24 protein-coding genes and 4 tRNA genes are annotated in these 26,270 nt (G+C 66.5%); 13 read left to right on the top strand and 15 right to left on the bottom strand.

Annotated elements, in window-relative coordinates:
• Window positions 1–15: 15 nt before the first annotated feature.
• A complete protein-coding gene (locus tag ACQ1W9_RS15850; RefSeq protein WP_431024224.1) occupies window positions 16–1,569 on the top strand; it encodes a SpoVR family protein in 1,554 nt (517 codons plus the stop codon).
• Window positions 1,570–1,639: 70 nt separating this feature from the next.
• Here ACQ1W9_RS15850 and ACQ1W9_RS15845 read toward each other — a convergent pair whose 3' ends face one another.
• A complete protein-coding gene (locus ACQ1W9_RS15845; protein WP_346062538.1) occupies window positions 1,640–1,954 on the bottom strand; it encodes a high-potential iron-sulfur protein in 315 nt (104 codons plus the stop codon).
• A gap of 303 nt (window positions 1,955–2,257) precedes the next feature.
• Here ACQ1W9_RS15845 and ACQ1W9_RS15840 point away from each other — a divergent pair, with 303 nt between their 5' ends.
• A complete protein-coding gene (locus tag ACQ1W9_RS15840) occupies window positions 2,258–2,533 on the top strand; it encodes an Lrp/AsnC family transcriptional regulator (RefSeq protein WP_346062537.1) in 276 nt (91 codons plus the stop codon).
• Between the two features lie 66 nt (window positions 2,534–2,599).
• Window positions 2,600–3,457 (top strand): DNA/RNA non-specific endonuclease, encoded by an 858-nt coding sequence (locus tag ACQ1W9_RS15835; RefSeq protein WP_431024223.1) that lies wholly within the window; start codon window positions 2,600–2,602, stop codon window positions 3,455–3,457.
• Between the two features lie 109 nt (window positions 3,458–3,566).
• Here the strand turns inward: ACQ1W9_RS15835 and ACQ1W9_RS15830 are convergent.
• The 4 genes from ACQ1W9_RS15830 to ACQ1W9_RS15815 all read right to left on the bottom strand — a co-directional run bounded on the left by ACQ1W9_RS15830 (window position 3,567) and on the right by ACQ1W9_RS15815 (window position 4,068).
• A tRNA-Leu gene (locus ACQ1W9_RS15830) sits at window positions 3,567–3,653 on the bottom strand.
• A 43-nt stretch (window positions 3,654–3,696) separates the two neighbouring features.
• Window positions 3,697–3,783 (bottom strand) — tRNA-Leu (locus ACQ1W9_RS15825).
• Window positions 3,784–3,816: 33 nt separating this feature from the next.
• Window positions 3,817–3,903 (bottom strand) — tRNA-Leu (locus ACQ1W9_RS15820).
• A gap of 78 nt (window positions 3,904–3,981) precedes the next feature.
• Window positions 3,982–4,068: transfer RNA gene (locus ACQ1W9_RS15815), tRNA-Leu, on the bottom strand.
• Window positions 4,069–4,251: 183 nt separating this feature from the next.
• Between ACQ1W9_RS15815 and rnr the strand changes: the two genes are divergently transcribed.
• Window positions 4,252–6,621 (top strand): ribonuclease R, encoded by a 2,370-nt coding sequence (gene rnr, locus ACQ1W9_RS15810; RefSeq protein ID WP_431024222.1) that lies wholly within the window; start codon window positions 4,252–4,254, stop codon window positions 6,619–6,621.
• A 71-nt stretch (window positions 6,622–6,692) separates the two neighbouring features.
• On the top strand, window positions 6,693–7,466 hold the full coding sequence (gene rlmB, locus ACQ1W9_RS15805) for a 23S rRNA (guanosine(2251)-2'-O)-methyltransferase RlmB (RefSeq protein ID WP_431026459.1): 774 nt from the start codon (window positions 6,693–6,695) through the stop codon (window positions 7,464–7,466).
• A gap of 67 nt (window positions 7,467–7,533) precedes the next feature.
• Here the strand turns inward: rlmB and ACQ1W9_RS15800 are convergent, their stop codons facing one another.
• From ACQ1W9_RS15800 to ACQ1W9_RS15785, 4 genes are all read right to left on the bottom strand, one after another.
• Complete coding sequence (locus ACQ1W9_RS15800) at window positions 7,534–8,910, bottom strand: NAD(P)-binding domain-containing protein (protein ID WP_431024221.1); 1,377 nt, start codon at window positions 8,908–8,910, stop codon at window positions 7,534–7,536.
• 473 nt (window positions 8,911–9,383) lie between these two features.
• The gene (locus tag ACQ1W9_RS15795; RefSeq protein WP_431024220.1) at window positions 9,384–10,505 is read right to left on the bottom strand and encodes an ABC transporter permease; all 1,122 of its coding nucleotides are present in this window, start codon (window positions 10,503–10,505) and stop codon (window positions 9,384–9,386) included.
• A gap of 2 nt (window positions 10,506–10,507) precedes the next feature.
• Window positions 10,508–13,273 (bottom strand): ribosome-associated ATPase/putative transporter RbbA, encoded by a 2,766-nt coding sequence (rbbA, locus tag ACQ1W9_RS15790; RefSeq protein ID WP_431024219.1) that lies wholly within the window; start codon window positions 13,271–13,273, stop codon window positions 10,508–10,510.
• Window positions 13,270–14,334, bottom strand: a complete 1,065-nt coding sequence (locus ACQ1W9_RS15785) for an HlyD family secretion protein (protein ID WP_431024218.1) — start codon at window positions 14,332–14,334, stop codon at window positions 13,270–13,272. Before ACQ1W9_RS15785 ends, rbbA begins: the two co-directional genes overlap by 4 nt.
• A gap of 314 nt (window positions 14,335–14,648) precedes the next feature.
• Between ACQ1W9_RS15785 and rpsF the strand changes: the two genes are divergently transcribed.
• The 8 genes from rpsF (at window position 14,649) to hemH (ending at window position 20,262) form a co-directional block, all read left to right on the top strand.
• Window positions 14,649–15,029: a 30S ribosomal protein S6 gene (rpsF, locus tag ACQ1W9_RS15780; RefSeq protein ID WP_195861767.1), complete on the top strand. Its 381-nt coding sequence runs from the start codon at window positions 14,649–14,651 to the stop codon at window positions 15,027–15,029.
• A 26-nt stretch (window positions 15,030–15,055) separates the two neighbouring features.
• Complete coding sequence (rpsR, locus tag ACQ1W9_RS15775) at window positions 15,056–15,283, top strand: 30S ribosomal protein S18 (RefSeq protein ID WP_146800863.1); 228 nt, start codon at window positions 15,056–15,058, stop codon at window positions 15,281–15,283.
• Between the two features lie 13 nt (window positions 15,284–15,296).
• On the top strand, window positions 15,297–16,145 hold the full coding sequence (locus ACQ1W9_RS15770) for a hypothetical protein (RefSeq protein WP_431024217.1): 849 nt from the start codon (window positions 15,297–15,299) through the stop codon (window positions 16,143–16,145).
• 15 nt (window positions 16,146–16,160) lie between these two features.
• The gene (rplI, locus tag ACQ1W9_RS15765) at window positions 16,161–16,607 is read left to right on the top strand and encodes a 50S ribosomal protein L9 (protein ID WP_346062532.1); all 447 of its coding nucleotides are present in this window, start codon (window positions 16,161–16,163) and stop codon (window positions 16,605–16,607) included.
• A 199-nt stretch (window positions 16,608–16,806) separates the two neighbouring features.
• Window positions 16,807–18,195, top strand: coding sequence for a replicative DNA helicase (gene dnaB / locus ACQ1W9_RS15760; RefSeq protein WP_431024216.1), 1,389 nt, complete (start codon window positions 16,807–16,809; stop codon window positions 18,193–18,195).
• A 66-nt stretch (window positions 18,196–18,261) separates the two neighbouring features.
• Window positions 18,262–18,555 (top strand): hypothetical protein, encoded by a 294-nt coding sequence (locus tag ACQ1W9_RS15755; RefSeq protein ID WP_346062530.1) that lies wholly within the window; start codon window positions 18,262–18,264, stop codon window positions 18,553–18,555.
• A 210-nt stretch (window positions 18,556–18,765) separates the two neighbouring features.
• On the top strand, window positions 18,766–19,068 hold the full coding sequence (locus tag ACQ1W9_RS15750) for a DUF6482 family protein (RefSeq protein WP_431024215.1): 303 nt from the start codon (window positions 18,766–18,768) through the stop codon (window positions 19,066–19,068).
• Between the two features lie 204 nt (window positions 19,069–19,272).
• On the top strand, window positions 19,273–20,262 hold the full coding sequence (hemH, locus tag ACQ1W9_RS15745; RefSeq protein WP_431024214.1) for a ferrochelatase: 990 nt from the start codon (window positions 19,273–19,275) through the stop codon (window positions 20,260–20,262).
• 88 nt (window positions 20,263–20,350) lie between these two features.
• Here the strand turns inward: hemH and ACQ1W9_RS15740 are convergent, their stop codons facing one another.
• From ACQ1W9_RS15740 to ACQ1W9_RS15715, 6 genes are read right to left on the bottom strand one after another with little or no spacing between them, the layout of a single operon-like run.
• Window positions 20,351–20,743 carry a Na+/H+ antiporter subunit G gene (locus tag ACQ1W9_RS15740; protein WP_346062527.1) on the bottom strand — a complete coding sequence of 131 codons (393 nt, stop codon included), beginning with the start codon at window positions 20,741–20,743 and terminating at the stop codon, window positions 20,351–20,353.
• A 21-nt stretch (window positions 20,744–20,764) separates the two neighbouring features.
• Window positions 20,765–21,034, bottom strand: coding sequence for a K+/H+ antiporter subunit F (locus ACQ1W9_RS15735; RefSeq protein ID WP_346062526.1), 270 nt, complete (start codon window positions 21,032–21,034; stop codon window positions 20,765–20,767).
• Window positions 21,028–21,525 (bottom strand): Na+/H+ antiporter subunit E, encoded by a 498-nt coding sequence (locus ACQ1W9_RS15730; protein ID WP_431024213.1) that lies wholly within the window; start codon window positions 21,523–21,525, stop codon window positions 21,028–21,030. Before ACQ1W9_RS15730 ends, ACQ1W9_RS15735 begins: the two co-directional genes overlap by 7 nt.
• On the bottom strand, window positions 21,522–23,039 hold the full coding sequence (locus tag ACQ1W9_RS15725) for a monovalent cation/H+ antiporter subunit D (protein ID WP_431024212.1): 1,518 nt from the start codon (window positions 23,037–23,039) through the stop codon (window positions 21,522–21,524). The genes ACQ1W9_RS15730 and ACQ1W9_RS15725 overlap by 4 nt, the downstream gene beginning before the upstream one ends.
• Window positions 23,036–23,377 (bottom strand): Na+/H+ antiporter subunit C, encoded by a 342-nt coding sequence (locus ACQ1W9_RS15720; protein WP_346062523.1) that lies wholly within the window; start codon window positions 23,375–23,377, stop codon window positions 23,036–23,038. Before ACQ1W9_RS15720 ends, ACQ1W9_RS15725 begins: the two co-directional genes overlap by 4 nt.
• Complete coding sequence (locus ACQ1W9_RS15715) at window positions 23,377–26,166, bottom strand: monovalent cation/H+ antiporter subunit A (protein WP_431024211.1); 2,790 nt, start codon at window positions 26,164–26,166, stop codon at window positions 23,377–23,379. The genes ACQ1W9_RS15720 and ACQ1W9_RS15715 overlap by 1 nt, the downstream gene beginning before the upstream one ends.
• Window positions 26,167–26,270 lie beyond the last annotated feature (104 nt).

The following is a 26,270-nucleotide window of genomic DNA, read 5'->3' as shown; positions in this document are numbered from 1 at the left end:
ACCAGGAGGCAGAGCATGATGCGACGCAAGCCCATCGCCACCGGCTCCGACTGGACCTTCGAGACCCTCGAGACCTTCGAGGCCGAGATCGCTCGGCTGGCCGACGAATATCGGCTGGATACCTACCCCAATCAGATCGAGGTCATCACCACCGAGCAGATGATGGATGCCTATGCCAGCGTGGGCATGCCGGTGGGCTATCACCACTGGTCCTTCGGCAAGCAGTTCCTGGCCGTGGAGCAGGCCTATCGGCGCGGCCAGATGGGCTTGGCCTATGAGTTGGTGATCAACTCCGATCCCTGCATCGCCTACCTGATGGAGGAGAACACCCTGATGATGCAGGTGCTGGTGATGGCCCACGCCTGCTATGGCCACAACTCCTTCTTCAAGGGCAACTACCTGTTCCGCACCTGGACCGATGCCGGCTCGATCATCGACTACCTGGTGTTCGCCCGTAAGTACGTGGCGGAGTGCGAGGAGCGCTACGGCGTGACCGCGGTGGAGCAGTTGCTGGATGCCTGTCACGCCCTGCAGAACTACGGGGTGGATCGCTACAAGCGCCCCTCGCCGCTCTCCGCCGAGGAGGAGGCGCAGCGCCAGGCGGAGCGGGAGGAGTACCTGCAGGCCCAGGTCAATACCCTGTGGCGGACCATTCCCCGGTCGCCGGGGAGCGAGGCGCCGGCCGATGCCTTCGACGACGAGGAGGACCCGCTGGGCCTGCATGGCGGCGGTCGCTACCCACCGGAGCCCCAGGAAAACCTGCTCTACTTTATCGAGAAGAATGCGCCCTTGCTGGCACCCTGGCAGCGGGAGATCGTGCGCATCGTGCGCAAGCTGGCCCAGTACTTCTATCCCCAGCGCCAGACCCAGGTGATGAACGAGGGGTGGGCGACCTTCTGGCACTACACCCTGATGAATCGTCTCTTCGATGAGGGGCTGGTGGACGAGGGGCTGATCCTGGAGTTCCTCCAGTCGCATACCGGGGTGGTCAATCAGCCCGGCTTCGACAGCCCCTACTACAGCGGCATCAACCCGTATGCCCTGGGCTTCGCCATGTTCACCGATATCAAGCGGATCTGCGAGGCGCCCACCGCCGAGGATCGCGAGTGGTTTCCGGACATGGCCGGCAGCGACTGGCTGGAGACCCTGCACTTTGCCATGCGCAACTTCAAGGACGAGTCCTTTATTCAGCAGTTCCTGTCGCCCAAGGTGATTCGCGACCTCAAGCTGTTTACCGTGGTGGATGACGATCAGGAGGAAATGCTGGAGGTGGCCGCCATCCACGACGAGCGCGGTTACCAGCGCATCCGCGAGGCGCTCTCGGTGCAGTACGCCCTCTCGGTGCGTGAGCCCAATATCCAGATCTACTCGGCGGACATCCGCGGCGACCGTTCCCTGACCCTGCGCCATGTGCAGGATCGGCGCCGGCCCCTGGCCAAGACGGTCTATCCGGTGATCCGCCACCTGCATCAGCTGTGGGGTTTCCCGGTGAAGCTGGAGTCGATGGAAGAGGGGGAGATCGTGCGTCGCTATCAATGGCCGCTGCCCGAGGAGGAGGGGCGCGATTGAGGGCGTCCTGCCTGTCAACGACAAGGGCCCGCGCCAATGGCGCGGGCCCTTGTCGTAAGCGTGGCGAGGTTCAGGGCTTGGCGGCCCAGGCCTGGCACCAGCCCTCCGGCTCGACGCTCTTGCCCGGGAAGAGCTGACAGGCCTCGTTGTCTTCCTGGAAGAACATGCAGTTGGCGCAATGCTCGCCCTCGGCATACTGCTCATGGTCGCTGGCCTCGTCGGCCACTTCCACATAGTTGAGGTTCTTGGCCTCGTCGCTGTCGGGGTCGACCCGCGGCAGGCTCTGGGCGAAGGCGCTCTGGGAAAGGATGCCGGCGCCCAGGGGCAGGGCGGCCAGGCCCAGCAGGCTGTGGCGCATAAAGTCGCGACGACTCTGATTAGCCATGGTGTCTCCTTACTGTCTTGCTGCTTTTTTAGGGGCTTGCCCGCAAGGCACGAGGCCGGAGGGGCAGGGTCACGGTCGTTGGGCGGGTGGTCCCGCTCTAGGTATGGCGAGTCGAGCTCGCTAGGCATTCCGACCCCGCGGAGGCGTCGGAGTTCTGATTATCCTAGTCGAAGCCTGGCCCGAGAGGCGAATGCCCGCGGCACCGCTGCGGCAATCGGCCGCGTTGGTGCTGGGGAGCACCGGGCGACGCTGATATACTGGCAGCGACGATTCACCATCATCCTGGGGCGAGGGAGAGAGGCAATGCAGAATGCGGTGATCCTGATCAATACCGACAAGGGCCAGGTCAAGGCGGTGGCCGAGCGCCTGGCCGACGTGGAAGGCATCAGTGAGGTCTACTCCACCTGTGGGCGCTACGACCTGGTGGCCATCGCCCGTACCCGGGACTTCGAGAGCCTGGCGGAGCTGGTGACCGAGCGACTCAATGCGGTGGAGGGCATCCGTGACACCGAGACCCTCAATGCCATGCAGGTCCACTCGCGACACGACCTGGAGACCATGTTCTCGGTGGGTTGGTGACGTCATCGACCCGAGGGTGAAGGCGCCGGCCGCCAGGGCCGGCGCCGTCGATTGATAGGGAAGGGCATGCGCAGAAGGATCTCTCGATGGCGGCGCGGCCTGCGCCAGGTGGGTGTGGGGCTGGTCTTTGTCGCCATCAGTAGCGGGCTCTGGTATGCCCAGGAGCAGGAGTATCGCGATCGGCTCAGCTGGATGGGGGTGCCCACCTGGGAGCGCCTGACGCCGACCAACCTGCACCGGGTACTGCGCAATGACGGCTTCCTGGTGGGGTGGTCGGACGTGCGGGTCAATCCGTTATGGGTCAGCTATACCCTGCAGGCGGTGGAGAGCCCCCGGGCGGCGCCGCGCCCCGACTTCCGGCGCGACTGGCGCGCCCTGTGGCCGATCGCGCCCGACAGCTACTTCGGCAGTGGCTATGATCGCGGCCACCTGGCTCCCAACTATGGCATCGCCGTGGTGCACGGCCGGGAGGCTCAGCGCGGGACCTTCCTGATGAGCAATATGTCGCCCCAGCGCCCCGATCTCAATCGGCGCCTCTGGCAGCGTCTGGAGGAGGTGGTGATCGATCACTTCGTGCCGCGCTTCGGGACGCTGCAGGTGATTACCGGGCCGGTCTTCCCCGAGCGCTTCATGGATAACGTCTTCAATCGGGTGGGGCTGGTGGAGGTGCCGGAGGCCTTCTACAAGATCATCGTGGTGCCCGGCGACGAGCCTCTGGCGCTGGCCTTTATCATGCCCCAGGAGGTGCGCGGCGATGAGCCCCTGGATCGCTATCTGGTCAGCATCAAGGAGGTGGAGGCGCGTACCGGCCTGAACTTCTTCCCCAAGCTGTCGGCGGCCAGGGCCGAGCGGCTGGAGGGGGCGGTGCGCTCCCGGGGCTGGGATCTGGAGTCGGTGGCGCGGCTGCCGGGGCGTTTCGACTGAGGGGATGGCCACGCCGGGGGATCGTCATGCCCGAATCGCGGGCATAAAAAAACACGCTCGATGGCGTGTGTGCGGGGCTTGCTATGGATGGTCTTGCGATAGATAACGATGGTGCCCAGAAGAGGACTTGAACCTCCACGTCCGTAAGGACACTAGCACCTGAAGCTAGCGCGTCTACCAATTCCGCCATCTGGGCAGCGGTCACTCTAACTGGGTCAACTCGGAGATATGATGCGGTGTGGTGCCCAGGAGAGGACTTGAACCTCCACGTCCGTAAGGACACTAGCACCTGAAGCTAGCGCGTCTACCAATTCCGCCACCTGGGCGCATCATACTGCTCATGTTCGCGGCTGGGCCGATGGTGCCCAGGAGAGGACTTGAACCTCCACGTCCGTAAGGACACTAGCACCTGAAGCTAGCGCGTCTACCAATTCCGCCACCTGGGCGAACATGAGTCATCGAGCTGATAAAGAGCGTGGGAACTTGCGGTCCCGAGATATCGCCATTACCTCGCGATATCGAAATGGTGCCCAGGAGAGGACTTGAACCTCCACGTCCGTAAGGACACTAGCACCTGAAGCTAGCGCGTCTACCAATTCCGCCACCTGGGCAAGTGGCGAGCATAATACCGATTCCGCTGGATTTTGCAAGCCCCGCCGGCGGCTTTATGAGTGCGAAATCGCGGCAATGGTTGGGTCGAGCGATACCTAAGGCTATACTGCGGCCATGAAACCGACCCTTCCCGCCTCACGCCCGTGCCTCTCGCCCATTTCTTGTTCAAGGACGCCACACGCATGACCCACTGGACGCTCAGCGACGACCCCCACGCGGAACGTGAAGCCCACAAGTACGACAAGCCTGCCCCCAGCCGCGAGTACCTGCTCGCCCGCCTGGAGGATTACGGCAAACCCATTACCTACGAAAACATGAGCCGCATGCTGGGCCTCGACGACGAGGACCTGATCGAGGCGGTGCGTCGCCGCCTGGCGGCCATGGAGCGCGACGGCCAGGTGCTGCGCAATCGCCGCAGTGCCTATGCGCTGATCGACAAGCTCGACCTGATCAAGGGCAAGGTGCTTGGCCATCGCGACGGCTTCGGCTTCGTGTTGCGCGATGACGGCAAGAAGCCCGACCTGGTGCTGCCGCCGCGGCAGATGCGCCGGGTCTTCCACGGCGACCATGTGCTGGTGCGCGTCAGCGGCCGCGACCGCCGGGGGCGCGACGAGGCCACCATCGCCGAGGTGATCGCCCGCAATACCCAGACCATCGTCGGCGTCTACCGGGCCAATACCCCGGAGTTCGGCGTGCTGATCCCGGAGAATGCCCGTATCACCCAGGAGGTGATCATTCCCCACAGCGCCTGCGGCGGCGCCCAGGACGGTCAGGTGGTCTCGGCACGCATCGTCAAGCAGCCGGAGACCCGGGTGCAGCCGGTGGGTGAGGTGATCGAGGTGCTCGGCGAGCGCATGGATCCCGGGATGGAGATCGATATCGCCATCCGCAGCTACGAGATTCCCGCCGACTTCCCGCCGGATGTCCACGACCAGATCAGCAGCATGTCCGCCGAGGTGGCCGAGGACGACAAGGCACACCGCATCGACCTGCGTGACCTGCCGCTGGTGACCATCGATGACGAGAGCGCCAAGGACTTCGATGACGCCGTCTGCGCCTGGAAGACCAAATCCGGCAGTTGGAAGCTCGTCGTGGCCATCGCCGATGTCTCCCACTATGTGCGTCCCGGCTCACCCCTGGACCAGGAGGCGATCACCCGCGGCAACTCGGTCTACTTCCCGGGGCAGGTGGTGCCCATGCTGCCGGAGCTGCTCTCCAACGGGCTCTGCTCGCTGAACCCGGACGTGGATCGCCTGGCCATGGTCTGCGAGATGAATATCTCCCAGAATGGTGCCATCAGTCGTTACCGCTTCTACGAAGCGGTGTTCCGCTCCAAGGCGCGCCTCACCTATAACAAGGTGGCGGCGATCCTCGATGAGGAGAGCGAGGAGGGCGATGCCCTGCGCCAGGAGTACGCGCCCCTGGTCAAGCCCCTCCAGGACCTGCATACCCTCTACAAGTTGCTGCGCGAGGCCCGGGTGGAGCGCGGCGCCATCGACTTCGAGACCACCGAGACCGCCATCCTCTTCAACGAGGAGCGCAAGATCGAGAAGATCGTGCCGCGCTCGCGCAACGATGCCCACAAGCTGATCGAGGAGTGCATGCTGGCCGCCAACGTGGCCACCGCCCGTTTCCTCGACAAGCACGACCTGCCGGCCCTCTACCGTATCCACGAGAAGCCCTCGCCGGAGCGCCTCGACAAGCTGCGGCTGTTCCTCAACGAGCTGGGGCTCTCCTTGGGTGGGGGAGACGACCCCAGCCCACAGGACTATCGCGATCTGGCCGAGGCCATCAAGGGGCGTCCGGATGCCGACGTCATCCAGACGGTGATGCTGCGCTCCATGAGCCGGGCGGTCTACTCGCCCCAGAACGATGGCCACTTCGGCCTGGCCTACCCGGCCTATGCTCACTTCACTTCGCCGATCCGCCGCTACCCGGACCTGCTCGTCCACCGTGCCATCCGTTCGGTGATCCGTGGCCCGCGCCAGACCGCCACGGTGCTGCGCGGCGAGGGCGCCAAGGTGGAGCCGCCCAGCAAGTGGGCCCCCTACACCTTCGAGCAGATGCTCGAGCTGGGCGAGCACTGCTCGATGACCGAGCGGCGTGCCGATGACGCCACCCGCGACGTGGAAGACTGGCTGAAGTGCGAGTTCATGTCCGACAAACTCGGCGAGGTCTTCGATGGCACCATCGCTTCGGTGACCCAGTTCGGTATCTTCGTGCGTCTCGACGAGGTCTATGTGGAGGGGCTGGTGCACGTCACCTCGCTGCCCTCCGACTACTACCACTACGAGGCCGAGAAGCACCGCCTCAAGGGCGAGCGCAGCGGCATGAGCTACCGCCTCGGCGATGGCGTCACCGTGCAGGTGGCCCGGGTCGACCTGGACGAGCGCAAGATCGACTTCGAACTGGCCGATGCCAAGCCGCGCCCCCAGCGCCAGCCGCGGCGTCGCAAGGAGGCCTCCGCGGCCTCTGCGCCCCGTGACGAGGCCAAGGCCAAGGAGAGTCCCAAGGGCAAGCGGCGCGGGCCGCGACGGAGTCGCCGCCGGTGAGTGACAAGCGGTTCAAGAAGGGCGGGCGTCGCCCCGGCCCGGCGACCCGCGCCCCCAGGGCCAAGGCCGCCGTGTCGGCCCCGTCCGGGCTCGATCTGGTGCATGGGGTGCATGCCGTCCAGGCCCTGCTGGGACGCGGCGAGGCGCCCCGGGAACTCTGGGTCCAGGAGGGCGACGCCGAGCGGCGCCTGGCCGAGACCCTCGAGCAGGCCCGTGCCCGGGGCGCCCGGGTGCTGACCCAGCCCCGGGAACTTCTCGACCAGTTGACCCAGGGTGCCGCCCATCAGGGCGTCCTCGCCTTCTGCCCGCCCCTGGCCTTCGCCAATGAGGAGTCCCTGTGGCTGCAGTTGGGCGCCTGGCCCCATGCGGCCCCGCCGCTGTTGCTGATCCTCGATGGCGTCACCGACGTGCATAACTTCGGCGCCTGTTTGCGCAGCGCCGACGCCGCCGGGGCGCATGGCGTCATCGTCGCCAAGGACAAGGCGGCGCCCCTCAATGCCACGGTGCGCAAGGTGGCCTGCGGCGCCGCCGAGAGCGTGCCGGTCTATCAGGTCACCAACCTGGCCCGCACCCTGGCCAAGCTCAAGGAACAGGGCGTATGGCTGTTCGGCACCGCCGGCGAGGCCGAGGCCAGCGTCTATGAGGGCGACTATCGTGGTCCCACGGCCCTGGTGATGGGCGCCGAGGGCAAGGGCATGCGGCGCCTGACCCGGGAGGCCTGCGACACCCTGGTCAAGTTGCCCATGGCGGGCAGCGTCTCCAGCCTCAATGTCTCGGTGGCCACCGGTATCTGCCTCTTCGAGGCGGTGCGCCAGCGAGCGAGCGGGGCGCCTACGGACGCTTAACGCTTTGCGGTCGCCGCTAACGACAACGCCTGCCGAATGGCAGGCGTTGTCGGTTCCGGGAGGCGGATCAGCCGTCGACCTCCGCGGTGGCCGGGCGCTTGCTGGGGGCATGCAGGAAGGCCTCTAGGGAGTCATCCATGGCATCCAGCCAGCGAGTATGGTGGGGCGGTGCCTGGGTGCCGGTCATCAGCGAGCGGTAGGACTTGTCGCGGAAGGTCATGATGCCCTCGTGCTTGTGCTTCTCCCACTCGAGGAAGGTCTGGTTGACCCCTTCGATATCGAAGCTCGGGTAATCGGTGGCCTCGATCAGGCTGGCCACGTAATCCCCCTGGAAGCGAATCATCGACTCGTCGCTGTCCAGCGCCTCCTCGCGTTCGCGCCAGGCCTGGCTGTCGGCGGCCATGGCGGCGCGGTCGGGCAGGGCGATGCGGCCGAGGATGATGTCACGCACATACCAGGCCTGGGCATCGAACATATTGAAGGTGTACCACTGGTCCTGCATGCCCAGATAGAAGAGCTGGGGGTTGGCTTCCCAGGCCACGCCGCGGTAGAGCCCCAGCGGCCAGAGGCGGTTATTGGTCTGCAGGCGCAGGGCGTCTGGCAGGAAGGGGAAGTGGTGCAGGTAGCCGGTACACAGGACGATCGCATCGACCTGCTTGCTGGTGCCGTCGGCGAAATAGGCGGTGTTGCCGTCGACCCGCTGCAGCAGTGGCTTCTCTTCCCAGTTCTCGGGCCAATCGAAGCCCATGGGGCGGGTGCGGTAGCAGGTGGTGATGCTGCGCACGCCATATTTGTAGCACTGCGAGCCGATATCCTCGGCGGAGTAGCTGCTGCCCACCAGCAGGAGGCTCTTGCCTTGGAATTCCAGGGCGTCGCGGAAGTCGTGGGCGTGCAGGATGCGCCCGTTGAAGGTCTCGAAGCCGTCGAATTGCGGCGTGTTGGGGGTGGAGAAGTGCCCCGAGGCCACCACCACGTGATCGAATACCTCGCTCTCGATCACATCCCGATCGTGATCATGCACGGTAACCAGGAAGGTGCCGTCCGTCTCCCGATACTCCACCTGGTGTACCGGGCAGTTGAAGCGGATATAGCGGCGTACGCCGGCCTTTTCGACGCGTCCCTTGATATAGTCCCAGAGCACGGCGCGGGGCGGATAGGAGGCGATCGGCTTGCCGAAGTGCTCCTCGAAGCTGTAATCGGCGAACTCCAGGCACTCCTTGGGACCATTCGACCACAGGTAGCGATACATGCTGCTGTGGACGGGTTCGCCATTCTCATCGAGGCCGCTGCGCCAGGTGTAGTTCCATTGGCCGCCCCAGTCGCCCTGCTTTTCGTAACAGACCAGTTCGACCGGTTCGGCACCATTCTCGACGGCGGACTGGAAGGCTCGCAGCTGTGCCAGGCCGCTGGGGCCGGCACCGATGATGGCAACGCGTTTACTCATGAAAGGCTCCGTAAGGAGTGCCCGGGGCGCTCGGCTCGTCGCGACGAACCAAGCGTGCCGGGCGCTCGGATGGCGAAAACATGGATACCCCCGGTTTGCCCTCGAGGCGGAGGGGCAAGCCGTCGGCGTGACGCCGGAGGCAGTCACCCAGAAGAGGGGTGGCCCGTCACCGTCGAGGCGAGGGCGGCGTGCGGCTTGCCACTGGGCCCGGTAAGTGAACCTGGGCCGAAGAAAATCCGGCATGGCGGCGTCGCCAGGGGCGATCGACCCGGTGTCGGGGCTCGCGAATCAGGCGTGGCGCGGTGCCATGGGAGGGAGGGATATCCATAACTGTGCGTTATCAAAATATGGATATTTTATTACAGTGTCAACTTTCAGGCGGTTTTTCGGGCCTCGTGGCCGGCAAGGCGACGGGCCTTGGCACCGGGGCGGGGCACGCCAGGTGGTCAGGAGACCGCGACAGGCCGCGGGGCTCAGGCCATGGTCGCGATGGTGCGCCGGAAACGCGCCAGGGAGAGGGTGAAGAGCACCGCGCCGATGGCGCCGATGGCGGCCAGTTGGGGCCAGACGGTGGTGATCCCGGCACCGCGATAGAGCACGCCCTGGGCGAGCATCACGAAGTGGGTGGTAGGGGCGGCCAGCATGATCTGCTGCACGAACTCCGGCATGCTCTCGCGCGGCGTCATGCCTCCGGACAGCAGCTGCAGTGGCAGCAGTACCATGATCATCAATAGGCCGAACTGCGGCATCGAGCGCGCGAGGGTGCCGAGGAAGATGCCCATCGAGGTCGTGGCGAACAGATGCAGGGCCGCGGCGACCAGGAACAGGAGGAGCGAGCCCTGGATTGGCACCGCGAGCAGCCCTTGCACCACCACGGTCAGCGCCAGGGCAGAGGCGCTTAATACCACCAGACCCATGGCCCAGACCTTGGAGAGCATGATCTCCAGGGGCGTGACTGGCATCACCAGCAGGTGCTCCACGGTGCCGTGTTCGCGCTCGCGGATCAGGGCCGCCCCGGTCAGCACGATGGAGAGCAGGGTGATGTTGTTGATGACCTGCATCACCGCGCTGAACCAGGCCTTGTCGAGCTGGGGATTGAAACGGGCGCGCAGTGCCAGGTCGACAGGGAGGCGGGAAACATCCCGATAGCGCTGCACGAAGGTGGTGGTCTCGTTTTGCACGATGGTCTGGATATAGCCGGTGCCCGTGAACGCCTGGGTCATGCGCGTGGCGTCGGCATTGAGCTGGATGACCGGGGTGCGGCCGGCCAGCACATCGCGCTGGAAGTTCGGAGGAATGTCGAGGGCGAAGGTGTCGAGTCCGGCATCCATCCGGGCATCCATCTCGGCGGTGCCGATAAACACCGGGGGGAGGAAGTAGGGCGGGTAGAAGGCATCGGCGATACGGGCCGACAGCGGCGAGCGGTCCTCGTCGATGATGGCGATGGCCGCGCGGTTGAGGCTCTCCGGCATGGCCGTGGCGGCGGTATAGATGGACAGGCTGAAGGCGTAGATGATCAGCACCAGCATGATCGGGTCGCGGATCAGGCTGCGCAGCTCCTTGGTGCCCAGGTGTAGCACGTTGGCGGTCCGCATGCTCAGCGCTCCTGTTTCTTCAGCAGCAGGGCCGCCAGGCCCAGCAATATCGGCAGGGTCACCAGCAGCCGCCCCAGGGCCGAGCCGAGGTCGGCCAGCTCCAGGCCCTTGGAGAAGGTGCCGCGGGTGATGGTCAGGTAGTGGGTCGTGGGGAAGAGTTCGCCGATCAGTCGTCCTCCCCCTTCCAGCGAGGTGACCGGATCGATCATCCCCGAGAAGCTGACGGCGGGGATCAGGGTCAGGATGGCGGTCCCGAAGATGGCGGCGATCTGGCTGCGCATGAAGGTGGAGATCAAGAGTCCCAGGGCGGTGGCCACGCCGACGTACAGCAGCGTGGCGATGAGCAGGGCGACCAGGCTGCCGGTGAAGGGCACCCGGAACAGGAACAGGGCCAGGCCCATCAGCAGCAGGAAGCTGAGCATGGAGAGCGCCACGTAGGGGAGCTGCTTGCCGATCAGGAACTCGAGGCGGGTGGTGGGGGTGACGTAGAAGTTGGTGATCGAGCCCATCTCCTTCTCGCGCACCACGCTCAGGGTGGCGAGCATGGCCGGAATCAGCATCAGCAACAGCGGAATCACCGCCGGGACCATGGCCACCAGGCTCTTGACGTCGGGATTGTAGCGGTAGCGCACCTCGAGACTCGCCGGCTGGACCAGCGCCCCGTCGAGCCCGGCCTCCCGGGCCTTGGTGTTCAGCCACTGGGCATGCATGCCCTGCACGTAGCCGCGGGCGGTCTCGGCGCGGGTGGGCATGGCGCCATCCAGCCAGGCGCCGATCTCGACGTTGCGCCCCCGGGCCAGGTCGCGGGCGAAGCCCGGTGGGATCTCGATGGCCAGGCTGAGTTCGCCGGCGAGCATCCGCTGATCGAGGTCGGCATGATCGGCCAGCGGCGGCTGCATGATGAAGTAGCGTGAGCCGCCGATGTTATCGGCGTAGTCGCGGCTCAGGGTGGTCTGGTCGCGGTCGAGCACCGAGAAACTGAGGTCTTCGACATCGAGGTTGATGCCGTAGCCGATCACGATCATCAGGATCAGGCTGCCGATCAGGGCCAGGGTCAGGCGCACCGGGTCGCGCCGCAGTTCGAGGGACTCCCGGCGGCTGTAGCTGAGCAGGCGCCGGGGGTCGAAGCCGAGCCGTGGCGGGGCGGGTGGCGTCGCCTCGCTGGCGGTGAGTGTCGCCGGTGCCGAAGGTCGCGGGGCGGCGGTCTCGGCGTCGGCGACGGCCTCTTCCAGGTAGGCGATAAAGGCGTCTTCTACGCTCTCCACGCCGCGCTGGCGGACGAGATCGGCGGGACGGTCGGTGACCAGCACCCGACCCGCATGCATCAGCGAGATGCGGTCGCAGCGTTCGGCCTCGTTCATGTAGTGGGTCGAGATGAAGATGGTCACCCCGTCGCGCCGCGAGAGTTCGACCAGCGTGCGCCAGAAGGCATCCCGGGCGATCGGGTCGACGCCGGAGGTCGGCTCGTCAAGGATCAGCATCTCGGGGCGGTGGATCATGGCCACGGCGAGCGACAGCCGCTGGCGATGGCCGAGGGGCAGGGCGGACGGCAGGGCGTCGAGGCTGGCCCGCAGGTCGAAGCGTGCGACCATCTCCTCGACCCGTGCGGCCACCTCATCCTGGGGCACCTGAAACAGCCTGGCGTGCAGCTCCAGGTTCTGGCGTACGGTAAGTTCCGAGTAGAGCGAGAAGGCCTGGGACATGTAGCCGACGCGGCGGCGCGTCTCCAGGTCGTCGGGGGCGACCGCCTGGCCGAACAGCGAGGCTTGACCTTCGCTGGCCGGCAGCAGGCCGGTGAGCATCTTCATGGTGGTCGTCTTGCCGCAGCCGTTGGAGCCGAGGAAGCCGAAGATCTCGCCCCGGGAGATCCGGAAGCTGACATGGTCCACTGCGGTGAAGTCGCCGAAGCGCTTGGTCAGGTCGTGGGCCTCGATGGCGATCTCGGCGTCGGCATCGGTCAGTGGGGCGATCGTCACCGGGTGGTACTCGCGCTGCCGCTCTTCCGGAAGCAGGGCGATAAAGGCGGCCTCCAGGCTGTCGCACCCAGTGGTGGCGAGCAGCTCGTCCGGGGTCCCGGTGGCGAGGATGCGTCCCGCGTCCATGGCTACCAGGCTGTCGAAGCGGGCGGCCTCCTCCATGTAGGCGCTGGCCACCAGGACGCTCATGCCCGTGCGCTCGACGCGGATGGCCTCGACCAGTTCCCAGAACTGCCGGCGGGAGAGCGGGTCGACGCCGGTGGTGGGCTCGTCGAGGATCAGCAGGTCCGGGTCGTGGATCAGCGAGCAACACAGGCCGAGTTTCTGCTTCATGCCCCCGGAGAGCTTGCCGGCGGGGCGGTCGAGGAAGCGCTCGAGTCCGGTGGCCTGGGTCAACTCGGTGATGCGGCGTTGCCGCTCATGGTGGCCGTGACCGAACAGGCGACCGAAGAAGTCGATATTCTCGTATACCGAGAGGGTGGGGTAGAGGTTCTTGCCCAGCCCCTGGGGCATGTAGGCGATGCGTGGGCAGATGGCCTGGCGGTGTCGCGCGCTGGCCATATCCCCGCCGAGGACCTCCACGCGGCCACTCTGTACGGCCCGGGCCCCCGCGATGAGGTCCAGCAGACTGGACTTGCCGACGCCGTCCGGGCCGACCAGGCCGCTCAGGCGACCCACGGGGAGGTCGAGATCGATGGCCGCGAGGGCCTGAGTGTGGCGGTAACGCAGGCCGACACCGCGCAAGCTGGCCACGACGCCGGGCTGGGGCGCCGCTGCTGTCGCCGCGTTCATTCGGGTAGCCTGAGCTGCAGGTGGTCGGGCCACTCGGCCTGAGGGTCGAGGCGCAGGTAGGCCATGCCCGGCAGGCCGGTCTTGATCTGGTGGAGGTACTGCTCCAGCAGCTCGGGATCGACGCTGGCGCGGACCCGGAACATCAGCTTCTGGCGCTCTTCGGCGGTTTCCACGGTGCGCGGTGTGAACTGGGCCACGTCGGCCACGAAGCTGACCCGGGCCGGGAACACGAACTGGGGGGCGGCGTCCAGGACGAGGCGCACCTCACTGCCGATCGCGGTACTCCCCGCCGCTTCGGTGGGTAGGAAGAAGGTCATGTAGACGTCGGTCAGGTCGATCATGTTGAGGACCGTGCCTCCCGCGGGCAGGACTTCGCCGGGCTGGGCGACCCGGTACTGAACCCGGCCGCTACGGGGCGAGGTGAGCAGGCTGTCGTCGATATCGGCCTGGATGCGCTCGATGGTAGCCTCGCTCGCCTCCACTGCGGCTCGGGCATCCACGACCAGTGCCCGGGCGTTGCCGAGGGCCGCTTCGGCGGCGGCGACCTGGGCGCGTGCCGCGGCCAGGGCGGCGCGCGCCCCTTCGTAGCTAGCCTGGTCGTCGTCGAGTGCCTGCCGCGACAGGGCATTCTGGGTGGCCAGGCGCTGGGAGCGAGTGAGGCGCGCCTGGGCGGCATTTGTCTCGGCCTGGCGTTGGGCGACCTGGGCGTCGGCCGCTTCCTTCTCCGCCTCGCGCTGGTGCACCAGGCTCTCGGCGGTCTCGATGCCGATCAACGCCCGCTGGCGCTGAGCCCGGGCCTCCCGATGCTGGGCGTTGAGCACGGCGGTATCCATCTGCGCCAAAGGCTGGTCGATCTCGATGAAATCGCCTTCGCGGGCGTGGATCTCGAGTATTCGGCCGCCCTTGAGGGTGGCGATGTCGATCTCGACGGCTTCCAGACGACCGTTGGCCTGGGTGAGGCCGGCGGGCAGGTCGGGGCCGAAGAACTGGCGTGAGGCGTAGAGGCCGACGGCGATGGCGATCGCCCCGGCGATGAGGAGAGCAGTTGTGCCACGGCGCATATCTCGAATCCCTGAGTGTCGGCCTTATCCCGAGGCCGGGCGCTGGCCGGGTGGCGAAGGTGTGCTGCGCGCACCGCACCAGTATAGGACATGTGCTGAATATACGCCGGTGCCGGCCAGGCGCTTTGGGGGCGTCATGATGTAGGTCAGCCGAACGCGCGCGTGGGGAGTCGGGGAAGTTGCAATGTGCCGGGCGGGTCTCTAGAATACTGGCGCCCGTGCGTCCTTCGCGCGGGCGTTAGTGTTTCCACTATCACCTCCTTGCTTCTTCGGGCCATCCGCCCAGGGAAGCTGTCAAACCGAAAGGAGCCACCATGCGTCATTACGAAATCGTCTTCATGGTCCACCCGGATCAGAGCGAGCAGGTGCCCGCCATGGTCGAGCGCTACACCAGCCTCGTCACCGAGAGCGGCGGCAGCGTGCATCGCCTGGAAGATTGGGGCCGTCGTCACCTGGCCTACCCGATCAACAAGATCCACAAGGCCCACTATGTGCTGATGAACGTCGAGTGCCGCGGCGAGACCCTCGAGGAAATCGAGAACATCTTCCGCTTCAACGACGCCATCATCCGCAGCCTGGTCGTGCGCTGCAAGGAAGCCATCACCGAAGCCTCACCGATGATGAAGCCGGCAGAAGAGAAGCGTCCGCGTCGCGAAGAAAAGCCGCGCAGCGCCGAAACCGCCGAAGCTAACTGATTCCGCACGCCCAGAGGAGATTTACAATGGCACGCTTTTTCCGTCGCCGTAAGTTCTGCCGTTTCACCGCCGAAGGCGTGAAGCAGATCGACTATAAAGACATCGATACGCTCAAGGCCTACGTCACCGAAACCGGCAAGATCGTGCCGAGCCGTATCACCGGCACCAAGGCCCGTTATCAGCGCCAGCTGGCCACCGCTATCAAGCGCGCCCGCTACCTGGCCCTGCTGCCCTACTCCGACAGCCACCAGTAATTCCGGCTTCGCGATGCTGCCCTTCGCCCGATGGCTGATGCGCGGAACGCCCCAGGCGGTGGCAGCGGCGGCAATTGCCGCCCTGGTGCCCTGGCTGTTCTGGCTGAGCGCCGCCATCGCCGCCCTGGTGACCCTGCGCCGTGGCATGTCGCCGGCCCTGCCGGTGATCCTCGCCGCCGCGCTGCCCGCCGGCTGGTGGTGGATGCAGGGGGACGTGATTCCCCTGGCCTGTGTGCTGCTGGCTACCCTGATGGCGGTGGTGCTGCGGTCGCGGGCGCGCTGGAGCGAGGCGCTGATCGTCGGGGTCCTGGCCTCGGCGGTGATGGTCCAGCTTGGCGTCTTCGTGCCCCCCGGGGGCGTGGGCCCGCTGCTGGAACAGCTGCGCCAGGGCTCGGCGGAGGTGGATGCCATGCTCCGCGAGCTGGCCAACCAGGGCATCGCCACCGAACAGCTGGCGACGCTACTGGTGGGGGGCGTGACCGGGGTGATGGTGAGCCTGGCCGCGGTGGGCTGCCTGGCCCTGGGGCGCGCCTGGCAGGCGGGGCTCTATAACCCCGGCGGCTTCCGCGAGGAGTTCCATGGCCTGCGCCTGGCGCCTCGCGAATTCGCCATCCTGCTGGTGCTGGGGATCGTTGGCCTGGTCCTGCTCCCCGGCCTGGCCATGCTCACCTGGGTGCCCCTGCTGGTCGCTGGCATCGCGCTGATTCACGGTATTATCGGTATCAAGGGGATGAACGGGCTCTGGTTGGTGGCCTTCTATGTACTGCTGATCGCCACCTGGCCCACGATTCTGATTGTGCTGCTGCTGGCCGTTATCGATAGTTTCGCGGATTTCCGCGAACGCCTGGCCCGCAGCGACTGACAAGAGGTTCACGAGATGGAAGTCATTCTGCTCGACAAGATTGGCAAGCTGGGTGGCCTGGGTGACCAGGTGACCGTCAAGGCCGGTTACGGCCGCAACTACCTGGTCCCGTACGGCCTGGCCGTGCCGGCCACCAAGGACAACGTGGCGGCCTTCGAGGCCCAGCGTGCCGAGCTCGAGGCCCAGGCCGGCGAGCGCAAGGCCGTGGCCGAGGCGCGTGCCGCCGAGCTGTCCGAGATCGAACTGTCCCTGGTCGCCAAGGCCGGTGACGAGGGCAAGTTGTTCGGTTCCATCGGTCCGCGCGACCTGGCCGAGGCCCTGAGCCAGGCCGGTCTCGACGTCGCCAAGAGCGAAGTGCGCATGCCGGAAGGCCCGATCCGTGCCACCGGCGAGTACGACATCGACCTGCAGCTGCATGCCGAAGTCGGCGCCACCGTGCGCATCGTGGTGGTCGCCGAGTAAGCGGCCCGCCACTCGCCCCGCCACTTCGGGTGGCGGGGCAGGAAAGGCCCCGGGGGTTCGTCCCCCGGGGCCTTTCGCGTCTCTGGCGATCCCTCGGCTCGCCCGAGCCACATCGGGCATGGGGCCCGGCGGTCGCTTGGGGTAGAATGCTCGGGCTCGCCCCCGAGCCGTATCGTTCCAGCCAAGGCCGTATCGCGTCATGAATGAATTCGCCGAGTCCGATCAGGAAACCGCCGCCCTCAAGGTGCCGCCCCACTCCCTGGAGGCGGAGCAATCGGTGCTGGGCGGCTTGATGCTCGACAACCAGGCCTGGGATACCGTCTCCGAGCGGCTCACCGCCAATGATTTCTATCGCTACGAGCATCGGCTGATCTTCAATGCCATGCAGACCCTGGCGGAGGGCGCCCACCCCCTGGACGTGGTGACCCTCTCCGAGGCCCTGGAGAACCGCGATCAACTGGAGACGGTGGGGGGGCTGGCCTATCTGGCGGAATTGGCCCGCAATACCCCCTCGGCCAGCAATATTCGCGCCTATGCGGAGATCGTTCGCGAGCGGGCCACCCTGCGCAAGCTGATCCAGGCCGCCAACCAGGTGGCCGAGAGCGCCTTCGCCCCCCAGGGGCGTCCCGCCGACGAGCTGGTCAACGAGGCGGAGCGACTGGTCTTCCAGATCAGCGAGGAGCGCCCCAAGTCCGGTGGCGCCATCGGCATGAGCGAGCTGCTGGCCAAGGCGGTGGACCGCATCGACGAGCTGTTCAACCTCAAGGGGCAGATGACCGGTCTCTCTACCGGCTTCCGCGACCTGGATGACATGACCTCGGGGCTGCAGCCTTCGGACCTGGTGATCATCGCGGGAAGGCCCTCGATGGGCAAGACGACCTTCGCCATGAACCTGGTGGAACATGCGGTGATCTCCGGCGACAAGCCGGTGATCGTCTTCTCCATGGAGATGCCGGCGGATGCCCTGATGCTGCGGATGCTGTCGTCCCTGGGGCGCATCGACCAGACCCGGGTGCGCACCGGCCAGCTGGAGGACGAGGATTGGCCGCGGCTCACCTCGGCGGTCAACCTGCTCAAGGACAAGCAGCTGTTCATCGACGATACCGCGGCCCTGTCGCCCAACGAGATGCGCTCGCGGACGCGGCGCATCGCCCGGGAGCACGGCAATATCGGCCTGATCATGATCGATTACCTGCAGCTGATGCAGATCCCCGGCTTCTCCGAGAACCGTACCGGCGAGATCTCCGAGATCTCCCGCTCCCTGAAGGGCATCGCCAAGGAGTTCGGTTGCCCGGTGATCGCCCTGTCGCAGCTCAACCGCTCCCTGGAGCAGCGCCCCAACAAGCGCCCGGTGATGTCGGACCTGCGTGAGTCCGGGGCCATCGAGCAGGATGCCGACGTCATCGCCTTCGTCTATCGTGACGAGGTGTACAACCCGGACAACCCCGACAACAAGGGGTTGGCGGAGCTGGTCATCGGCAAGCAGCGTAACGGGCCCATCGGCACCGTGCATATGGCCTTTATCGGCAAGTACACCCGCTTCGAGGACCTGGCTCCGGACAGCTACGGTCAACACATGAACGAGTGATAACGACTTGAGGCCTGGGCCCGGCCCCGTATAATCGCGACCCTCGATCATCGACAGGAGACAACCATGGCAGGCGGATTTCGACGCGGCGGCCGCAAGCGCACCCCCAAGCTGGAGGGCCGCGGCGAGCTGCAGTCCCTGGAGCGGGAGGGCCCCTTCAAGGAGTGGCTGGGCATGCCCGACCTCTACCGCTACCAGCTGGTGGTGGACGGCGAGACCTACAGCTACCAGACCGAAGACGCCGAGCTGCCGGTCACCGTGGGCGACCGGGTGGTGTTCCGCTACAAGGAGACCAAGGCCGGCAAGTGGGTGGATCGCAATTCCCTGGGCAAGGCCATCGACCCTTCCGAATATCAGTAACCGAGACCAAGGCCGGCAAGTGGGTGGATCGTAGCCCTCTCACTCGCTGGGCAAGGCCATCGATCCCTCGGAATATCAGTAACCGGCAATCGGCCGGGGAACCCTCCGGGCAAGGCAAAGGTCATACGACCACTACCTGAGTGTCATCTCGTTGTCATTTGATGCATTCAGTGTGCAGGGAAGAGTAACCTGCTTTGCTTTGGAGGGATTATGGATATTCATCATCTGCAGGCCTTCGTGGCCAGTCATGACAATTTCGAGATTCGCGTGATCACCCATGCCGGCAGCAGCTTCTGCCAGGTGGAGGTGGAAGACCTGGAGGGCAAGCGCGATCTCCTCACCCGGGCCGGCAAGCCGATGCTGTTCCGCGCCCTGGACGATGTCTACCTGGAGCTCAAGCGTGCCGGTATCCATCGCGCCTACCTGGTGCAGCATGCGCCCGAGGACGAGGTGGTCGGTCGCCAGGCCCACTATCACGATTCCCTGACCTCACGGATTCCCCTGGCCTTCTAACGAGGGCCCTTACGTCGCCGTCCCCCGGCGACGCCTCTCCCGCCTCTCCCCCTATCGGACGCCCGCGATCGCGAGGCGTTGTTATAGTTATACAAATAGTGTCAATAGTATAACTTTATTCCGCCTTATCGTGGTCCACTGATACAATGGGTCGGCGATTCAAAGACCTCGGCGCGTCGTCGTCAACGCTATCAGGAGCCCGTTATGTCCCCCCCCCGATTCGGCGTGATGCTGGTCAATCTGGGCACCCCGGATGCCCCCACCCCCCAGGCGGTGCGCCGCTACCTGGCGGAGTTTCTCGGCGATCGCCGGGTGGTGGATGCGCCGCGCTGGCTATGGTGGCCGATCCTCCATGGGGTCATCCTGCGGTTTCGTCCGCCCCGGGTCGCCAAGGCCTATGCCTCGGTGTGGACCGACGAGGGCTCGCCGCTGCTGGCCATCGGGCGGCGCCAGCAGCGGGCCCTGGGCGAGCGTCTCGAGGCGGAGCTGGGGGAGCCCATTCCGGTGGAACTGGCCATGACCTACGGCAACCCCTCGCTGGTGGAGGCGGGCCTCAGGCTGCGCCAGGCCGGTGCCGAGCGGATCCTGGTGCTACCCCTCTACCCGCAGTTCTCGCGCTCCACCACGGCGGCGGTCTTCGATGGCCTGGCGCGCTCCCTGGCCCGCTGCCCGCACCTGCCGGAGCTGCGCTTCGTTCGTGACTACCACGATCATCCGGCCTATATCGGCGCCCTGGCGGCGAGCATCCGCGAGCACTGGGCGGCCCATGACGGCGAGCGTGGCAAGCTGATGTTCTCCTACCACGGCATTCCCAAGCGCTATGCCGACCAGGGCGATCCCTACCCGCGTCACTGCCGGCGCACCAGCGAGCTGGTGGCCGAGGCCCTGGGGCTCGGGGAGGACGACTGGCAACTCTGCTATCAGTCACGCTTCGGCCGCGAGGAGTGGCTCAAGCCCTATACCGACGAGACCCTCAAGGCCTGGGGCGGCGACGGCGTCGAGCACGTGGATATCATCAGCCCGGCCTTCGCCGCCGACTGCCTGGAGACCCTGGAGGAACTGGAGGAGGAGAACCGCGAGAACTTTCTCGCCGCGGGGGGCAAGACCTATCGCTATATCCCGGCCCTCAACGACCGGGACGACCATATCGGCCTGTTCGCCGAACTGGTCAAGACCCATAGCCAGGGGTGGTGAGCCGGGCTATCGCCGCTGGAATGGCTGAGTGGCGCCGGGTACCCGTAGTAGTACCCGGCGCCATGCCCATTTGCGTCGCCTCTGCGACCTAGCCGTGGCCCCGGTCCGGGTGCGGCACCGGCTTCTCGCCGACCTCTTCCGGGCGCAGCTCCACCGGCTTGCCGCGGGTCTTGTCGGCGTGGCGCAGCTTCTGGTGCAGGCCGGTCTTGGCCAGCAGGTGGGCACTCACCGGGGCGGTGATAAACAGGAAGAGGGTGATCAGCATCTCCTGGATATCGGGCTTGCCCTCGGTGACCCAGAAATAGAGCATGGAGGCGATCAGCATGCAGCCGATCCCCAGGGTGGTGGCCTTGGTGGGGCCATGCAGGCGCATATAGAAGTCGCGCAGGTGGGCCATGCCCAGCGAGCCGATAAAGATAAAGGCGCCGCCGGCGATCAGCAGCAGCGAGATCACCCCTTCCAGTATCACGAAGATAGTCATAGCGTCCGTTCCTTCCGCCGCCTATTCGATAATATCGCCGCGCAGCAAGTACTTGCAGACCGCCACCGTGCTGATAAAGCCCAGCATGGCGATCAGCAGTGCCGCCTCGAAATAGGTCTTGGTATTGAGCCACAGCCCCAGCAGCACGATCAGGGCGATGGAGTTGACGTACATGGTATCCAGGGCCAGTAGCCGGTCCGGCATGTCTGGCCCCACGGTGAGGCGGTAGACGTTCAGCGCCAGTGCCGCGAGTACCAGGGCCAGGCTGATCCAAAGTGCCGTATCTAGCATTCGTAGATCTCCTTCAGGGGCCGCTCGTAGCGCTCGCGAATCTCCGCGATCAGCGCTTCCTCGTCCTCCACGTCCAGGGCATGGATCAGCAGGGTCTTGCCGTCCATGCGCAGGTTGGAAGAGACCGTCCCCGGGGTCAGGCTGATGGTATTGGCCAGCAGGGTGATGGTGAAGCGCTGCTCGAGCATCAGCGGATACTCGACGAAGGCCGGGCGCATGCGCCGCCAGGGGTTGATGATCAGCCAGGAGACCTGCAGGTTGGCGACGATGATGTCGCCGAGCACCCGCAGGGCGAAGCGCAGCAGCAGCCAGGGCTTCTGTATATGGGGCTGGGCGTCCCAGAAGCGCTGGGTGGCCAGCGGTATCAGGATCCCCAGGATGCTGCCGAGGAGGATATGGCCCAGGGCCAGGCTGCGCACCAGCAGCAGCCAGACCACCAGCAGCAGGATCGACATCAACGGGGTGGGGAGCCAGGAGCGGGGAGTGATCATGCCTCGCCTCCATCAGTGGTCTCGGGCAGCAGGGCGCGAATATGCAGGTTGGGGTGGGTGAGTTGCTCCGCCGTCGCCTGGGTATAGTCGCTGACCGGGCCGGCCAGCAACATCAGCAGCGGCGAGGCGGCCAGCAGCCAGGCCACGCCGAACAGCTGACGCTTGGCCAGGGGCTGTTCTATGGGGTCGCCCGCGTGGCTGCGCCAGAAGAAGGTCGAGCCGGCCCGGGAGAGGGCCACCATGCTGCCCAGCCCGGCCAGCAGCAGCAGCGGCCACAGCCAGGGCTGCTGCTCGGCGTTGGCCGCGTTCATCAGCAGCGCCTTGCCGATGGCCCCGGACAGCGGCGGCAGGCCGGCCACCGCCGCGGCGCCCACCAGGAAGAGCACGCCCAGCAGGGAGGCATTGTGCAGCGGCCGCCCCTTGACGATGCGGGTCCCCGCCTTGCCGCGCTGCTTGCCGATCAGCTCGGCGAGCAGGAAGAGGCCCCCGGTGACCAGGGTGGTATGGGGCAGGTAGAAGAGCAGGGCGGCGGTGGCCGCCTCGCTGCGCATGCCGATGCCGGCCAGCAGGGTGCCCACCGAGATCAGCACCAGATAGGCCACCAGCAGGCGCAGGTCGCGGGCGGAGAGCACGCCCAGGGTGGCCATCACCAGGGTGCCCAGCGCCAGCCACCACACCCAGGGCTGGTCGAGGGCCGCCAGGGCCCCGGCCTGGTCGCCGAAGACCAGATGATAGACCCGCAGGATGGCATACACGCCGACCTTGGTCATGATGGCGAAGAGCGCCGCCACCGGCGCCGGTGCCGAGGCATAGGCCCTGGGCAGCCAGAAGTAGAGGGGCAGGATGGCCGCCTTGAGGCCGAACACCACCAGCAGCATCAGGCCGCCGGCGCTGACCAGGCCGGCCCGCTCGGCGGGCAGGGTGGCCAGGCGCTGGGCCATGTCGGCCATGTTGAGGGTGCCGGTGGCGCCGTAGAGGACCCCCACGGCGATCAGGAACAGCGCCGAGCCGGCCAGGTTGAGCACCACATAGTGCAGCCCGGCCTGGATGCGCGCCTTGCCGCCGCCATGCATCAGCAGCGCATAGGAGGCCAGCAGCAGTACCTCGAAGAAGACGAAGAGGTTGAACAGGTCGCCGGTGAGGAAGGCGCCGTTGATGCCCATCAGCTGCCACTGGAAGAGGCCGTGGAAGTTGCTGCCCTGCTCGTCATCGCCGCCGCAGGCGAAGACCACGCAGCCCAGCGCCAGCAGCGAGGTGAGCAGCACCATCAGCGCCGAGAGGCGGTCGAGCACCATGACGATGCCGAAGGGCGGGCGCCAGTCGCCGAGGGCGTAATAGGTCACCTCGCCGCCGGCCGCCTGGGCCACCAGGGCGATGCTCACCGCCACCAGCAGGGCGGTGGCGGTGACGCCGATGATCCGCTTGGGGCGGGTGGCGCCGCCGCGGCTGCGCAGCAGGATGGCCCCGGCCACCAGGGGCAGCACGATGGGCAGGATGATCAGGTGCTGGATCATGACGAACGATCCTCCCGGTTGTCCTCGCCGTCCACATGGTCGTTGCCCAGGTCACCCCGGGCGCGCATGGCCAGGATCACCGCGAAGGCGGTCATGGCGAAGCCGATGACGATGGCGGTCAGCACCAGGGCCTGGGGCAGGGGATCGGCATAGTCGCTGGGGCCATCGACGATCACCGCGCCATCGGTGGTCAGGCCGCCCATGGAGAACAGGAAGAGGTTGACCGCATAGGAGAGCAGGGTCAGGCCCACCACCACCGGGAAGGTGCGTCCGCGCAGGGTCAGGAACAGGCCGCAGGCGCTGAGCACGCCGGTGGTCACGGCATAGAGGCTTTCCATCAGTGCTTCTCCTCCTTGCTGGGGCGGTGGGGCGTGGTCAGCTTGCCCAGGTTGGCGAGGATCATCAGGGTCGCCCCCACCACCGCCAGATAGACCCCCAGGTCGAAGAGCATGGCGGTGGCCAGCTCGATATCGCCGATGGCGGGGATATGGAAGTGACCGAAGGCCGAGGTCAGGAAGGGCCGACCGAACAGCCAACTGCCCAGGCCGGTGAGGGTGGCGATGGCCACCCCGGCGATGGCCACCGGCTGATACTGGAAGTCGAGGCGTACCTGGGTCCACTCCACGCCGCGGGCCATATACACCAGGATCAGCGCCACGGCGGTGATCAGGCCGGCGATAAAGCCGCCGCCGGGCAGGTTATGGCCGCGCAGGAAGATAAAGGCCGAGACCAGCAGCGCCAGGGGCAGCAGCGCCTGGGAAACGCTGGTCAGGATCAGCGGATAGCGGTCCGGCGACCAGACGCGCCCCTCGCCGTCGCTGTGGGGCATGAACAGGCGCAGGCGATTGAGCAGCTTGAAGATCGCCAGGCCGGCCAGGGCCAGCACGGTGATCTCGCCCAGGGTATCGAAGCCGCGGAAGTCGACCAGGATGACGTTGACCACGTTGTGGCCGCCGCCGCCGGGCACGCTGTTGGCGATAAAGAAGTCCGAGATGCCGTGGTTATCGCGGGTCAGCACCGCATAGTTGAGGCTGGCCACCACCATGCCCAGGGACGCGGCCAGGCCCAGGTCGCGGATATTGCGTCCCGCCGAGGACTCACGGGGGGTCTTCTGGGGCAGGAAGAACAGCGCCAGCATCAGCAGGATCATGGTCACCACCTCCACCGAGAGCTGGGTCAGCGCCAGGTCGGGGGCGGAGAAGCGGGCGAAGGTCAGCGACACCACCAGGCCCACCACCGAGAGCATCAGCAGCGAGATCAGGCGGTAGCGGTGGGTGGCCACGGTACCGAGTGCGCCGAAGATCAGCAGCGCCGCGCCCAGCAGCAGGATGCCGTCGGCCTCCTGGGTGGGGCGGGCGCCGGCCAGGCTCGGCAGCTGCAACAGGCCGACGGCCCCCAGCAGCAGCGCCGCGCCCAGCAGCCAGCTCATATAGCGCTGCAGGGAACCGTTCTCCAGGCGGGTGGTAAGGCGCTGGCTGGTCGCTGCCAGTCGCTGCACGGCGGCCTCGAAGATCAGCCGCGCATCCATGGGGGCGAACTGGCGGCCGAACTGCCGCAGGTGGTCATGCAGGGCATAGAGCAGCACCCCGGCGATCAGCGCGATCGCGCTCATCAGCAGCGGCAGGTTGAGGCCGTGCCAGATGGCCAGATGGAACTCCAGGGGCGCCAGCAGTACGGCTTCGACGGCCAGGCCCAGGGGCACCTCGGCGATCACCGGCAGCAGGCCCACCAGGATACACAGGGCCGCCAGCAGTTCCACCGGGGCGCGCATCAGCCGCGGCGGCTCGTGGGGCGACCTGGGGGTCTCCTTGCGCGCCGGCTTGAAGAAGACCGCATGCACCAGGCGCAGGGAGTAGGCCACCGAGAGGATACCGCCCAGGGTGGCGAGCACCGGCAGCAGCCAGCTCAGGCCCCCCAGCAGCGGCGAGGCGGCGGCCTCGGCGAAGAACATCTCCTTGGAGAGGAAGCCATTGAACAGCGGCACCCCGGCCATGGCCGCGGCGGTGATGCTGGTCAGCAGGGCGGTGATCGGCATGGCCCGACGCAGCCCGCCGAGGCGACCCAGCTCGCGGACGCCGGTCTCGTGATCGATGATACCGGCGCTCATGAACAGCGCCGCCTTGAAGGTGGCGTGGTTGAGGATATGGAAGAGGGCGGCGAGGATCGCCAGCGGGCTGCCGATGCCCAGCAGCACCGTGATCAGGCCTAGGTGACTCACCGTGGAGAAGGCCAGGATCGCCTTGAGGTCGGTCTTGAGCAGGGCGAACCAGGCGCCGTAGAGCAGGGTGGCCATGCCGGTCAGGGTGACGATCAGTTCCCAGGCCTCGCTGCCGGCGATGGCCGGATGCAGGCGCGCCATCAGGAAGATCCCCGCCTTGACCATGGTCGCCGAGTGCAGGTAGGCGGAGACCGGCGTGGGCGCCGCCATGGCGTGGGGCAGCCAGAAGTGGAAGGGGAACTGCGCCGACTTGGTGAAGGCCCCCAGCAGTACCAGCACCAGCATGATCGGATAGCGCGGGTCGGCGAGGATCGCCTCGCGGCTCTCCAGCACCACGCCCAGGTCGAAGCTGCCCGCCATGTCACCCAGCAGCAGCAGGCCCGCCAGTAGGGCCAGGCCGCCGGCGCCGGTCACGGTCAAGGCCATGCGCGCGCCCTTGCGGGCGTCGGTCCAGTGGGACCAGAAGCCGATCAGCAGGAAGGACGACAGGCTGGTCAGCTCCCAGAACAGCCACAGCAGCAGCAGGTTGTCCGCCATGACGATGCCGACCATGGAGAGCATGAAGAGCATCAGGAAGCTGTAGAAACGCGCGAAGGGCTCGTGGGCCTCGAGGTAGTAATGGGCGTAGAGCAGGATCAGCAGGCCGATGCCCAGGATCAGACTCGCGAAGAGCAGTGACAGGCCATCGAGGCGGAAGGCCAGGTCGAGGCCCAGTTGCGGCACCCAGGCCAACTGGAAGCGCGGCAGGTCGCCGGCCAGCAGCGTCGGCACCTGGGAAAGGACCAGCAGCAGGGCGAGGGCGGCCGGGGCCGCCGTGGCCAGACTGCAGAAGCGTCGCCCGCGCTGCCGGGTCAGCAGCGGGACCACGACGCCGAGCAGGGCCAGCAAGGGAATCCATGGCAAGATCATCGTTCGGTCGTCCTGGGTGGCTCCGAAAACGTGGGTTTGATACCGGTTATTGCGCCCCGAGGCAAGGGCCTTGGCACGCGCCTTGCTGGCGTCGAGGCCGCACT

The sequence above is a fragment of the Halomonas sp. H5 genome (assembly GCF_050613175.1).
Classification (GTDB): domain Bacteria; phylum Pseudomonadota; class Gammaproteobacteria; order Pseudomonadales; family Halomonadaceae; genus Bisbaumannia; species Bisbaumannia salifodinae.
The sequence above is the reverse complement of the archived record's forward strand: the minus strand, read 5'-3'. Positions and strand labels throughout refer to the sequence as shown.